This is a genomic window from Arthrobacter sp. NPDC080082 (assembly GCF_040686595.1).
Lineage (GTDB): Bacteria > Actinomycetota > Actinomycetes > Actinomycetales > Micrococcaceae > Arthrobacter.
Genome location: NZ_JBFBKQ010000004.1, coordinates 273,895 through 286,544 on the forward strand (window position 1 = coordinate 273,895; position 12,650 = coordinate 286,544).

Here is a 12,650-nt window from a genome sequence, read left to right on the forward strand (position 1 = left end):
CTGACCCGCAGCTGTTGTCATGATGACAACGGCTGCGGGTCAGTAGGGTTAAGGGCTACTTACCCGCTACTTTCCCGAAGGAATTACCGGCGGGACGAAGTCGAAGGTCATGCCCAGCAGCCAGACCAGCAGGAGCACCACCGGGAGGTGGAAGAGGAACTGCAGGAAGGTGAAGCCCACCAGGTCGCGGGCCCGCAGCTTCAGCACCGCGAGCAACGGCAGCATGAAGAACGGGTTGACCAGGTTCGGCAGCGCCTCGGCGATGTTGTAGATCTGCACCGTCCAGCCCAGGTTCATCTGCACGTCCGTGGCGGACTGCATCACGTACGGGGCCTCCACCAGCCACTTGCCGCCGCCGGAGGGGACCAGCAGGCCCAGCACCGCGGTGTAGAGGGCAATAACGACGGCGAAGCCGCCGCCGCTGCCGATCTGGGCGAAGAATTCGGCCAGGTGCCCGGAGATGGACATGCCGCCGGCGCCGGTGGCCTTGGTCAGGATCGCGGCCATCGCGGCGTAGAGCGGGAACTGGACCAGGATGCCGGCGGTGGCCGGGACAGCCTTGGTGACTGCCTGCAGGAAGTTCCGCGGCGTGCCGTGCAGCACCAGGCCCAGGATGAGGAAGACCAGCAGGTAGCCGTTGAGGCTGCTGACCACGGACAGGAACGGCTTGGTCAGGAACTGGGAGACCAGCCAACCCAGGGTCAGGAGCCCGGCCAGGATCGGCAGGATCCGGCTGTATTCGAGCCATTCACCCGGACGGGACCGGGGCGCCGGCTCGGTCGGGGCGTCGTCGAGGTCCACGCCCAGGTCCTGCGCGGTGCGGATCGAGCCGCCCTGCGGGGCGGAGAAGTGCGCGATCACGGTGGTCAGCAGCATCAGGATGGCCAGGGTCAGCAGCGACTGCCAGGTGAAGATGGTGGTGCCGAAGTCCAGGACGCCGGTGATCTTCAGCAGCGCCGGCGGCAGCGAGGCCGGGGTGGCCTGCAGCTGGGCGGCGGAGGAGGACAAGCCGAGGGCCCAGACGGCGCCGAGGCCCATGAACGCTGCCGCGCCGAGGGCCCGGTAGTCGACGGTGAGGTCCTTGCGGCGGGCGATGGCGCGGGCCAGCAGGCCGCCGAAGATCAGGCTCAGGCCCCAGTTGAGGAAGGACACGGACATGGACATCAGGGCCACGAAGCTGACGGCGGTGCGCGCGGTGGCCGGGACCATGGCCAGGCGGCTGATCAGGCGCGCCACCGGCGGGGACGTTGCCACGACGTAGCCGGTGAGGACCACCATGGCCATCTGCAGGGTGAAGGCGGTCAGGTCCCAGAAGCCGTTGCCGAACGAGTCGGCGATCGACTGCGGGGAGGCGCCGATGGCCAGTGCGGCGAGGGCGATGATGATGACCCCGGCGAGGGCGAAGATGTAGGCGTCCGGGAACCACTTCTCCGTCCAGGCGGCCATCCGTTGGGCGATCCGGGCGAGACCGCGTTCCTCGCCGATCGTGCTTGTGGTCAGGGCTGTGTTTGCCACCGGGGGTGTACCTCTCCATTGAGTGCGTTTTTCTACCCGATGGAGTTTAGCCAGCGCCCCGCCCCGGCCCGGGTTCATCGGCGCGTGTTGGCCCCGGCCTAGGCTCTCAGGCGGGCGGCGGAGCGCCGAGCGGTCGATCTGCCGCGGTCAGCGGCGGCGAAGCACAGCGTTGGAGCTCAGCGGCGGCGGGCGCGGGCGCGGCGGGGGCCCTCGGCCTCGTCCAGCCGGCGCCGCTGTTCCTCCGTGGGAGCGCCGCCGCCGTGGTCAGCGGGCATCCACCAGGCCCCGGGCGCGGGGCGCAGGGGGAAATCGGCCATGGCGACGTCGATCCCGTCCTGGAGTGCCGTCCGCAGCGCCTCGGTGGCGGCGGCGACGTCCACCCCCGGCCCGGGAGCGAGGGGTTCGCCCACATGGACCCGAACGGGGGCGCGCCAGGCCCGCAGCGGCGAGAAGCCGTGGTGCCGGGTCATGATCCGGTGCGCGCCCCAGACCGAGACCGGGATGACCGGGACACCCGCCTCGGCGGCCATCCGCACCGCGCCGGTCTTGCACTCGCGGACCTTGAAGCTGCGGCTGACGCCGGCCTCGGGCAGGATCGCCACGTACTCGCCGGCGCGGAGTTTCTGCACGGCGGCGTCGTAGGCGTGGGAGCCGGTCTCGTAGCCGACGACGACGTGCCCGGCGGCGCTCACGGCGGGGCCGGCGAACCAGTGGTCAGCCGCGCCCTGGGTGATGAGGAAGCGCATCTGCGCCCTGTTGCGGGCCCAGAGCAGCAGTTCGGCGGCGGCGAAGTCGAGGTACCCGAAGTGGGTGATCGCGACGACGGCCCCGGAGCCGGGAACCGGGGTGCGGGAGGCGGTGCCGCGGTGGTCCGGGGCCGGCAGGTGCTCCTGGCCCGTGACGATGATCCGGATCTGGAACAACCAGCGGAGGGCCTGCCCGGTGCGCACGATCGAGCGGTAGAAGCGGTCGTTAGGCGCCGGACGCCAGTGCGGGAACCGTCCCATTATTGCCCCCTACCCGTGCCCGTGCCCGTTGCGGCGCGGCGGGTCCGCGGCGGCCACGGCAGGAAGCCCGAGGTCGCCTCAACGTATTCCCGGTAGCCCGGCCGGCCGGCCATGGCCTTCTCGGTCAGCGGTTTGCCGGTCTTGCCGGACAGGGTCCAGATCATCAGGGCGGGGGAGAGGACGGTGAGGATGCCCGGCCAGGAGTCCGCCGCCACCAGGAACAGGCCGGCCCAGACGGCCGCGTCACCGAAGTAGTTCGGGTGCCGGGTGTAGCGCCAGAGGCCGGTGTCCAAAACGGTCCCGCGCCGGGCGGGATCGGCCTTGAACTGCGCCAGCTGCCGGTCGCCGACGGTTTCGAAGACAAAGCCGACGGCCCACAGCAGAGCCCCGGCCAGCGCCAGCCAGCCCAGCGGAGCGGTGGCGAACATCCCCACCTGCAGCGTTAGGGAGACGAAAAAGAGCACGATGCCTTGGGGCAGGTAGACGCGGCGCAGGGCGTAGACATCCCGGGAGCCGGGCGCGCCGTCGAGCATGGCGGTGTAGCGCGGGTCCTCGTGCCCGCCGCGCGCCCGGACGCCGATGTGCGCTCCCAGCCGCAGGCCCCAGACTGCCACGAGCACCAGCAGCAGGAGGCGCCGGCCGCCGTCGCCGTGCCCGGCTGAGAGCAGCCAGGACACCGCCGCCACGACCACGAAGCCGGGCCCCCACACGACGTCCATCACCGAGTGCCGGCGCTGCCGGACGGCGACTGCGAAGGTCACGGCCAGCAGTGCCGCCACGGCCAGTGCGGCCCAGGGAAGGCTGGCCAGGAAGGCCTCCAGCGGGAAGTCCAGCGGCGGGAAAGCCTGCATTAGAGAACCACCGGCAGCGCAGCCGCGGCCGGCAGCACCTGGCGGAGAGCATCGGTTCCGGCAGGCCTGGCGCCGGTGCTGGCGGCAAACGAGTCCAGGATGAAGCCATTGGCCAGGGAGTTCCAGAGCCCCACCCGGCGGAACATAAAGTGCCCGGCGCCGGTGAGCGAGACGTAGTCAATCGAGGCGGCGATCCCCTCCGCACGGCGGGCGTAGGCCAGGGAGTTCACCGGGCTGGTCCAGCGGTCCTCGTCCCCGTGGACGATCAGGACGCGGCGGCCCGCCACGCGCTCCACCGGCGTCGCGGCGGTCAGCCAGGGGGCGAGGGCGACGACGGCGGCAACCTGCGGATCGTCGGCGACGCAGAGGGCCGTGAGGCCGCCCATGGAGTGGCCCAGCAGGAACACCGGGACGCCCGGGTGTTCGCGCGCGATCTGCGACAGGGCCCAGCGGGCGTCCTGCACGGGGGACATGTCCGGGCCGTTCCAGCCGCGGTACCGGTTCCGCATGGTCCAGACCGCCAGGCCATGCGGTCCGCCCTGGCTGCGCAGGGCCTGGGCGAAGGGCAGCATCCGGGCCGGGCTGAGGTGCCGGGCACGGACCTGGTCGAAGCTGTCCGCCCGTCCACCGTGCAGCACCAGTGCGACGCCGCGGGTCTGCCCCTCGGCGTCGGCGACGCTCAGCTCCGCCCGGGCCTCCGGGCCCGGGCCCGTGTGTTCGCGCTCGTCTGCAATTCGCCTGGCCACGATAGTGTCCTCCACCCTGCTTGTCCTGCCCATACCAACACCGGGCCCGCGGGCGAAGTTCCCGCACGCCGAGTTTATGTCCCGCGGTGATTCGGAACCCGCCACGGCGGGGATGGGTGCGCCGTGCCACCGTGCCCGGGCGGCAACGTTCTCCCCGTAGGATTTTCGGCATGGAGATCACCTGCTGATGGGCGCCGGACACTCGCACGCCCCGCACCCGGCCGAACCGCCGTCGCCCCGTGCCCTCGCGGCCCGCCGCAAAGCCAACTGGATCCTGGCGGCGGTCCTGGCGCCTTTGACCGTCCTGACCATTGTGGCGATGATCCTCCTCTGGCCCTCGGGCAGCAAGGAAGGCCTCACCCTCGCCAGCCCCTACGCCGCCGCCCCGGGCGTCACCTTCGACACCGGCAAGATCCAGCGCGTCGTGACCGGCAGCTGCATGGACACCACACAGGGTCAAACGCCAGCGCAGGGGCAGCAGCCGGCCCAGCAGGGCCAGCCCGCCGACGGGCAGTCCGCCCAGCCCCAAGCTCCGGGAACGGGCTCGCAGTGCACCTTCGCCTGGACGGATCCGGACCAGGGCGGCAACCCGGTCAAGGTGGTGATCAACCCCGACGTCGCCAAGTCCCACGGCGTCAAGGTCGGCGACAACATTCGCTACCTCAACCTCTCCCGGGTCCAGGGCGCCGACGCCGGCGGCTCCCCGGCGTTCGTCTTCGTCGACTTCGTCCGGACCCTGCCGATCATCCTGCTCGCGGTGCTCTACGCCGTCGTCGTGATCGCCGTCGCCCGCTGGCGCGGACTGCGGGCGCTCATCGGCCTCGTGGGTGCCTATGCGGTGCTGGTCTCCTTCATGCTGCCCGGCCTCGTGGAGGGCAAACCGCCGCTGCTGCTGGCCCTGGTCGGATCCACCGTGATCATGATCGGGGTGCTCTACTTCGCGCACGGGTTCACCGCCCGGACCTCGACGGCGCTGCTGGGCACCATGTTCGGCCTGGCGATCACCGCCGCGCTCGCAGCCTGGGCCACGGACGCGGCGAACCTGGCCGGCGTCGGGAACCACGACGCCGCCACGCTCGCCAACGTCTCGGACCACATCTCGATCTCCGGAATCATCCTCTGCGGGCTGATCATCTCCGGCCTCGGCGTCCTCAACGACGTCACCATCACCCAGTCCTCCGCCGTCTGGGAGCTCTGGGAACTGGCACCGGAGACCTCGGCACGGAAGCTCTTCGCCTCGGCCATGCGGATCGGCCGCGACCACATCGCCTCCACCGTCTACACCATCGCGTTCGCCTATGCGGGCGCGGCGCTGCCCATCCTGATCATCGTGATGCTCTACGAGCGCCCGCTGGGGGACGCACTGACCAGCGCCGAACTCTCCGAAGAGGTGGTCCGCACCCTGGTCGGGTCGATCGGGCTCGTCCTGGCGATCCCCGTGACCACCCTGATCGCCGTGCTGGTGGTCAAGGCCACCGGGCTCCGTTCGGGCGGGCCCGCGGCGCCGGTTGCCGGCAGTCCGGGACCCGCCGACAACCGGGACCCGCGCCCCGCCGCCGGCCGGGAACCGGCCCCGGCCGTCGACGCCGGTCCGGATGCCCCGCCGGAGAAGCGCCGGGGCCGGCGCGCGGCCCCGGTTTCCACATAGCGGGCACGGCGCGGCCTCGATTTGTCCGGCTTTGAGACAATGGAGGGGTGACTGTTGTAGCAACCCCTCCCGCCCCCAAGCTGGAACTGCCGCCCCTGAAGCTGGGCCCGATCACGGTGGACACGCCCGTGATCCTCGCCCCGATGGCAGGCATCACCAACTCCGCCTTCCGCAGGCTCTGCCGTGAATACGGCGGCGGCCTCTACGTCGCGGAGATGGTCACCTCCCGTGCCCTCGTCGAGCGCACCCCCGAATCGCTGCGCATCATCTCCCACGACGACGACGAAAAGGTCCGCTCCGTCCAGCTCTACGGCGTGGACCCGGTCACCGTCGGCGCGGCCGTGCGGATGCTCGTCGAGGAGGACCGCGCGGACCACATCGACCTCAACTTCGGCTGCCCGGTGCCCAAGGTGACCCGGCGCGGCGGCGGCTCCGCCCTGCCCTGGAAGATCGACCTGTTCACCTCGATCGTCCAGACCGCCGTCAAGGAAGCCTCCAAGGGCAACATCCCGCTGACCATCAAGATGCGCAAGGGCATCGACGATGACCACCTGACCTACCTCGACGCCGGCCGGATCGCCCGCGATTCGGGCGTCGCCGCCGTCGCCCTGCACGGGCGCACCGCCGCCCAGTTCTACTCCGGCCAGGCCGACTGGTCCGCCATCGCCCGGCTGCGCGAGGCCCTCCCGGACATCCCCGTCCTGGGCAACGGCGACATCTGGTCCGCGGAGGACGCCGTCCGCATGGTCCGGGAAACCGGCGTCGACGGCGTCGTCGTCGGCCGCGGGTGCCAGGGCCGGCCCTGGCTCTTCGGCGACCTGATGGCCGCCTTCGAGGGCAGCGACGTCCGGCACAAGCCGGGACTGCGGCAGGTCGCCGAGGGTATCTACCGGCACGCCGAACTGATGGTCGAGACCTTCGGTGACGAGGGGAAGGCCCTGCGCGAGATCCGCAAGCACATGGCCTGGTACCTCAAGGGCTACGTGGTGGGCAGCGACCTGCGCCACCGGCTGGCCCTCGTCACCAGCCTGGAGGTGCTCCGCGGCACCCTGGACGAGCTGGACCTCGACTCGCCCTACCCGGGCGTCGACGCCGAGGGGCCCCGCGGCCGTGCTGGCTCGCCGAAGAAACCCGCCCTGCCCAAGGACTGGCTACTGGACCGCCGCCTGAACGCGGAGCAGTCCCAGGAGATCGCCGCCGCCGAACTGGACGTCTCCGGTGGCTGAGACCCGGACCGCCGCCCCCGTGCTGGACGGCTACGTGGAGAGCGACACCGCCCGCTGGGTCGAGGAGCCGCCCAAGAGCACCTACCGGTCCGACTTCGAACGGGACCGTGCCCGGGTGCTGCACTCCTCGGCGCTGCGCCGGCTCGGCGCCAAGACCCAGGTGGTCGCCCCGGATACCGACGACTTCGTCCGCACCCGGCTCACGCACAGCCTCGAGGTCGCCCAGGTGGGCCGCGAACTGGGCCGCGCCCTGGGCTGCGATCCCGACGTCGTGGACACCGCCTGCCTCAGCCACGACCTGGGCCACCCGCCCTTCGGGCACAACGGCGAGTCCGCCCTGAACGAGGTGGCGCACGCCATCGGCGGCTTCGAGGGCAATGCCCAGACCCTGCGCCTGCTGACCCGGCTGGAACCGAAGGTCCTCGCCGCGGACGGCCGCCCGGCCGGGCTGAACCTGACCCGGGCCAGCCTCGACGCCGCCGCGAAGTACCCCTGGTCGGCGGAAAACGCGCCCGTCATCCACGGCCAGCGCACCAGCAAGTTCGGCGCCTACGAGGACGACCTGCCCATTTTCGACTGGATCCGGGAGGGGGCCCCGGAGCGGCGCTCCTGCCTCGAGGCCCAGGTCATGGACCTGGCCGACGACATCTCGTACTCGGTGCACGACGTCGAGGACGCGATCGTCGCGGGGCACTTCCAGCTGCGCTGGATGGACAATCCGGACCACCGCGCCCGCGTCGTCGGCTACGCCAAGCAGTGGTACCTGCCGCACAACGACCCCGCCGCGATCGACGCCGCCCTGGCCCGCCTCGAGGCCACCAGCGTCTGGGTCCGCGAGGCCGACGGCAGCCGCAAGTCCATGGCGGCCCTAAAGGACATGACCAGCCAGCTAATCGGCAGGTTCTGCCAGAGCGCCCTGGAGACCACCCGCGCCGTGTACGGGCCGGAGAACCTCACCCGCTACAACGCCGAACTGATCGTCCCGGACGAGACCGTGATGGAGATCGCGGTGATGAAGGGCCTGGCCACCACCTTCGTGATGACCACCGAACACCGGCAGCCGATCTACGAACGCCAGCGCGAGGTCCTGCACGCCCTGGTGACCGCGTTGAACGCCACCGGCGACCGGCACCTCGAGCCGATGTTCGCCGCGGACTGGCGCGCCGCCGCCGACGACGGGGCGCGGCTGCGCGTCGTCATCGACCAGGTAGCCTCGCTCACCGATGGCTCCGCGCTGGCCATGTATGAACGGCTGGTCGGCAGCCTACCGTCACTGTGGTGACAGCGGGAGTGACTAGGATGGCTCCGTGGCCGGCCTGATCAAACGCGAAGACATCGACGAGGTGCGCCAGCGCACTGACATCAAGGAAGTCGTCGACGGCTACGTCACGCTCAAGGGCGCCGGCCTCGGCTCCTACAAGGGCCTCTGCCCATTTCACGACGAGCGTTCCCCCTCCTTCACCGTCCGCCCCCAAGTGGGCCGGTACCACTGCTTCGGCTGCGGCGAGGACGGGGACGTGATCTCCTTCGTGCAGAAGCTGGACCACACCACCTTCCACGAGGCGGTCGAGAAGCTCGCCGCCCGGATCGGCTACGAGCTCCGCTACGAGGACGGCGGCTCCGGCCCCAACCGCGAGGAGATCGGCCGCCGCCAGCGGCTCCTGGATGCGCACAAGATCGCCGACGAATTCTTCCGCACCCAGCTCCTGACCCCGGGTGCCGCCGAGGGCCGGAACTTCCTCTACGGCCGCGGCTTCGACCGGGCGGCCTCCGAGCAGTTCGGCGTCGGCTACGCCCCGCAGGGCTGGGACTCGCTGCTGAAGCACCTCCGCGGCCGCGGCTTCACCGATGCTGAACTCAAGCTGACCGGGATGTTTTCCGAAGGCAACCGGGGTATCTATGACCGCTTCCGCGGCCGGCTGATCTGGCCCATCCGCGACATCGCGGGGGACACCATCGGCTTCGGCGCCCGGAAGCTCTACGAGGACGACCAGGGCCCGAAGTACCTCAACACCCCGGAGACGGCGCTCTACAAGAAGTCCCAGGTCCTCTACGGGATCGACCTGGCCAAGCGCACCATCGCCAAGGACCGGCAACTGGTGGTGGTGGAGGGCTACACCGATGTCATGGCCTGCCACCTGGCCGGGGTGACGACGGCGGTGGCCACCTGCGGCACCGCCTTCGGCACGGACCACATCAAGATCGCCCGCCGGCTGCTCTCCGACGACGGCAGCGGCGGCGAGGTCATCTTCACCTTCGACGGCGACGCCGCCGGCCAGAAGGCCGCCCTGCGCGCCTTCGAGGAGGACCAGAGGTTCGTGGCCCAGACGTACGTGGCGGTTGAGCCCACCGGGGCCGACCCCTGCGAACTGCGCCAGGCCAAGGGCGACGCCGCCGTGCGCGACCTGATCGGCACCCGGCGCCCGCTCTTTGAGTTCGCCATCCGGGCCACCCTGCGCCGGCACAACCTGGATACCGTGGAGGGACGGATCTCGGCGCTGCGCGAGTCCGCGCCCGTCGTGGCGCAGATCCGCGACGCCGGCATGCGCCCGGCCTACGCCCGCGAGCTCGCCGGCTGGCTCGGCATGCCCGTGGAGGACGTCAGCCGGGCAGTAGGCGCGGCCATGAAGCGCGGCACCCAGGGCGGTCCCGGTCAGCAGGGCGGCCGCGGGGGAGCGGGCCAGGGCAACGGCTTCGGTTCCATCGGTCAGCAGGGTGGGTACCAGCAGAACCAGCAGGGCTACCAGAACCAGGGCGGCTACCAGAACCAGGGCGGCTACCCGCAGCAAGGCCAGAACCCCGGCGCGGGAGCGCCCGGCGTGGCGCCGCTGCCGCCGTCGGCCGCGCTGCCGGCGTTCAACCGGCCCGATCCCCGGGACCCCGTCGCGGCGATGGAACGGCAGGCGCTGGAAGTGGTGCTGCAGCAGCCGTCAATGCTGGAGGGAACCACCTGGGAGCGCTTCTCAGAGGCGCGGTTCTCCACCCCCGCCTACCTCGCAATCCACGAGGCCATCCGCGCCACGGGCCTGGCCTCGGCCGCGGATCCGGCCCGCTGGGTCGCCGAGCTGCTCCAGGAGGTTCCGGAACCGCTCCGTCCGCTCGTCTCCGAGCTCTCGGTGGTGCCGTTGCCGGCCAGCACCGAGGAAGCCGTGCAGCGCTACTGCCGGGACATCCTGGCGCGGCTGTTCGAACTGCAGATCACGCGGGTCAAGGCGGACAAGATGGGCCAGCTGCAGCGCCTCGACGCCGCGGCGAACCCGGAGGAGTTCCAACGGCTCAACCGCGAGCTGATGGAACTGGAGATGCAGCGGCGGTCGCTGCGCGCCGATTCCTGAGGTTTCGCCCCGCGGCCGGCGGACCGACCGGCCCCGATTTCGCTTCCGGGCCGCGGGTTTGCTAGGCTAGTACCCGCTTCATTCCTCCTTAGCTCAATTGGCAGAGCATTCGACTGTTAATCGAAGGGTTGCTGGTTCAAGTCCAGCAGGAGGAGCGCACAGTCCCCGTTCCGGTCCGCCGGAGCGGGGACTTTTTTATACCCGGCGGGGGTATCTGTCGGGGCGCCGGGGGCCGATTTCCTTAGTGGTAAAACCTTTGCTAATGTCATACCTGCTTCATTCCTCCTTAGCTCAATTGGCAGAGCATTCGACTGTTAATCGAAGGGTTGCTGGTTCAAGTCCAGCAGGAGGAGCGGACAGGCCCCGCGGCCGGCGAACAGCCGGCCGCGGGGCCTTTTTTCTTGCGCTCAGACGAAGAACATTTCCACCTGCAGGAAGCGTTCCGCCTCGCCGACGGCGGCTTGGAAGGCCTCTTCCTCGGTGGGGGACTGCCGGGGTTCGCGGGGGTGCCATTCGTGGGCGCCGGAGTGGACCCGGGTGAACCCGCCGCGCGGCGGGGCGTAGAAGATGCCGAAGCGCTGCACCGGCCATTCCGGGGACGTCTCGGGAGCCACCAGAAGGGCGGCGTCGAAGGCGGGGTTGTACCACTGCGCGATCGGCCGACGGCGATCCTCGGTAAAGAGCCCTGCCGCGTAGAGCGCCGCCGATTGGGGGCTTGTCTGCGAACACAGCCGCTCCCACCACAGGGGCAGGATGCCGTCATCGCACCGCTGCCACGTGGCCGGGAGGGGAGGGAGATCCTGCCGTTCGGGCACACCACAACCTTATCGCCCGCCGCCGGGCGGGAACAGGGCCGGGACCGGCCCCGAGGGGCAGCCGGAGCGTCCCGGCGAACACCAGGGCCGGACCCGGCGGGCCGTCGGGCCGGACACTCTCGCGTAGCCGGAGAGTCCCCCGCGGAGCGCCGGATCAGTGGATGGAGGGTACCGTCCGCGGCCGGACCACGAACCAGAGCGCGGCCGCCGCCAGCAGAATGCAGCCGGCCTGCACGGCGCCCATCGGCGTCGCCGACTCGACGCCCAGCCAGCCCACGACGGGGGAGATGATCCCGGCCATGAGGAAGGTCGCGGCACCCAACAGGGACGCCGCCGTGCCGGCCTGGGCGCCGTGGTTGGCCAGCGCCAGGACCTGGACGCACGGGAAGGTAAAGCCGGCCCCCAGGATGTAGAACCACAGCGGCACCATCACGCCCCACAGCCCCAGGCCGGCCCGGTCGAAGACGACGATCAGCAGGGCCATCAGGAACATCCAGGCCGTGGAGCAGGCCACGATCCACTGCGGCGGGACGCGCTTGATCAGCCGGGCGCTGGTCTGCACCCCGGCCACGATCCCCAAGGAGTTGATGCCGAAGAGCAGGCCGTACTGCTGGGCCGAGAAGCCGAAGACGTCCTGGAAGAGGAAGGGCGAGGCCGAGAGGTAGGTGAAGAGGCCACCGAAGTTCATGCCGCCCAGCAACAGGGTGCCCACGAAGATGCGGTCCGCGAACAACACCCGGTAGCGCTGGCGCATCGTCATGCCCGATGCGCCGCGCAGGTGCGCCGGCAGCGTCTCGCGGACCAGGAACAGCGCCGCGATGATCACGCAGCTGCCGTAGCCGGCCAGGAAAAGGAAGATGCCCGGCCACGCCGTCAGCAGGAGCAGCTGCGAGCCGATCACCGGCGCCAGGATCGGGGCCAGACCGTTGACCAGTGCCATCCGGGAGAACATCCGCACCATGGCGTAGCCGCTGAACAGGTCGCGAACCATGGCCATGGCGACGACGCCGCCGCCCGCCGCGCCGATGCCCATTAGCACCCGGAACAGGCCGAGGGTCCCGATGTCCGTGGCCGACGCCGCCCCCAGGGACGCGCCGATGTGCAGGGCGGTGGCGAGGATCAGCGGCATCCGGCGGCCGAACCGGTCGCTGAGCGGTCCCACCACCAGCTGGCCGAGCGCGAAGCCCACGGTGGTACCGGTCAGGGTCAGCTGGACCGCCGCCTCGCTGACGCCGAGGCTGGCCTCCAGAGCCGGGAAGGCCGGCAGGTACAGGTCCACCGTGAAGGGTCCCAGCGCCGTCAGGGCACCCAGCATGAGGATGTAGAGAAGCTTGCGGCGGCGGGTCAGGGAATCGCCCGGATTGCTGGGTGTCTGCACAGAGGTCAATCCTAGGGCCGGGGCGGCGGCACGGACAGCGCCTCCGGCCGCCGCCGCCGGCATGACGCGCGGCACGACGCCGGGCGCCGCGCAGGACGCGGCGCGCGTCGCCTAAACCCGACGCGCAGG

Annotated in this window: 10 protein-coding genes and 2 tRNA genes; 6 read left to right on the forward strand and 6 right to left on the reverse strand. The window is 70.7% G+C overall.

Annotated elements, in window-relative coordinates; genetic code table 11:
• Window positions 1-66: 66 nt before the first annotated feature.
• From AB0O44_RS10235 to AB0O44_RS10250, 4 genes are all read right to left on the reverse strand, one after another.
• Entirely contained in the window at window positions 67-1,515 is a 1,449-nt protein-coding gene (locus AB0O44_RS10235; RefSeq protein ID WP_364137047.1) for a TIGR00366 family protein, read from the reverse strand.
• 176 nt (window positions 1,516-1,691) lie between these two features.
• Entirely contained in the window at window positions 1,692-2,522 is an 831-nt protein-coding gene (locus AB0O44_RS10240; protein WP_364137049.1) for a lysophospholipid acyltransferase family protein, read from the reverse strand.
• Complete coding sequence (locus tag AB0O44_RS10245; RefSeq protein WP_364137051.1) at window positions 2,522-3,373, reverse strand: DUF1295 domain-containing protein; 852 nt, start codon at window positions 3,371-3,373, stop codon at window positions 2,522-2,524. The genes AB0O44_RS10240 and AB0O44_RS10245 overlap by 1 nt, the downstream gene beginning before the upstream one ends.
• Window positions 3,373-4,119, reverse strand: coding sequence for an alpha/beta fold hydrolase (locus AB0O44_RS10250; protein WP_364137053.1), 747 nt, complete (start codon window positions 4,117-4,119; stop codon window positions 3,373-3,375). The genes AB0O44_RS10245 and AB0O44_RS10250 overlap by 1 nt, the downstream gene beginning before the upstream one ends.
• A 187-nt stretch (window positions 4,120-4,306) precedes the next feature.
• On the opposite strand from AB0O44_RS10250, the gene AB0O44_RS10255 reads away from it, so the two are divergent.
• The 6 genes from AB0O44_RS10255 (at window position 4,307) to AB0O44_RS10280 (ending at window position 10,681) form a co-directional block, all read left to right on the forward strand.
• Window positions 4,307-5,767, forward strand: coding sequence for a YibE/F family protein (locus tag AB0O44_RS10255; protein WP_364137055.1), 1,461 nt, complete (start codon window positions 4,307-4,309; stop codon window positions 5,765-5,767).
• 47 nt (window positions 5,768-5,814) lie between these two features.
• A complete protein-coding gene (dusB, locus tag AB0O44_RS10260) occupies window positions 5,815-6,993 on the forward strand; it encodes a tRNA dihydrouridine synthase DusB (protein ID WP_290258413.1) in 1,179 nt (392 codons plus the stop codon).
• Window positions 6,986-8,275: a deoxyguanosinetriphosphate triphosphohydrolase gene (locus AB0O44_RS10265; RefSeq protein WP_364137057.1), complete on the forward strand. Its 1,290-nt coding sequence runs from the start codon at window positions 6,986-6,988 to the stop codon at window positions 8,273-8,275. The genes dusB and AB0O44_RS10265 overlap by 8 nt, the downstream gene beginning before the upstream one ends.
• A gap of 25 nt (window positions 8,276-8,300) precedes the next feature.
• Window positions 8,301-10,328 (forward strand): DNA primase, encoded by a 2,028-nt coding sequence (dnaG, locus tag AB0O44_RS10270; protein ID WP_364137059.1) that lies wholly within the window; start codon window positions 8,301-8,303, stop codon window positions 10,326-10,328.
• Between the two features lie 82 nt (window positions 10,329-10,410).
• Window positions 10,411-10,483, forward strand: a tRNA-Asn gene (locus AB0O44_RS10275).
• A gap of 125 nt (window positions 10,484-10,608) precedes the next feature.
• Window positions 10,609-10,681: transfer RNA gene (locus AB0O44_RS10280), tRNA-Asn, on the forward strand.
• A 54-nt stretch (window positions 10,682-10,735) separates the two neighbouring features.
• Here AB0O44_RS10280 and AB0O44_RS10285 read toward each other — a convergent pair.
• Both AB0O44_RS10285 and AB0O44_RS10290 read right to left on the reverse strand, forming a co-directional pair.
• Window positions 10,736-11,143 (reverse strand): hypothetical protein, encoded by a 408-nt coding sequence (locus tag AB0O44_RS10285; RefSeq protein WP_364137061.1) that lies wholly within the window; start codon window positions 11,141-11,143, stop codon window positions 10,736-10,738.
• A gap of 154 nt (window positions 11,144-11,297) precedes the next feature.
• Window positions 11,298-12,521: a multidrug effflux MFS transporter gene (locus AB0O44_RS10290; RefSeq protein ID WP_364137063.1), complete on the reverse strand. Its 1,224-nt coding sequence runs from the start codon at window positions 12,519-12,521 to the stop codon at window positions 11,298-11,300.
• Window positions 12,522-12,650 lie beyond the last annotated feature (129 nt).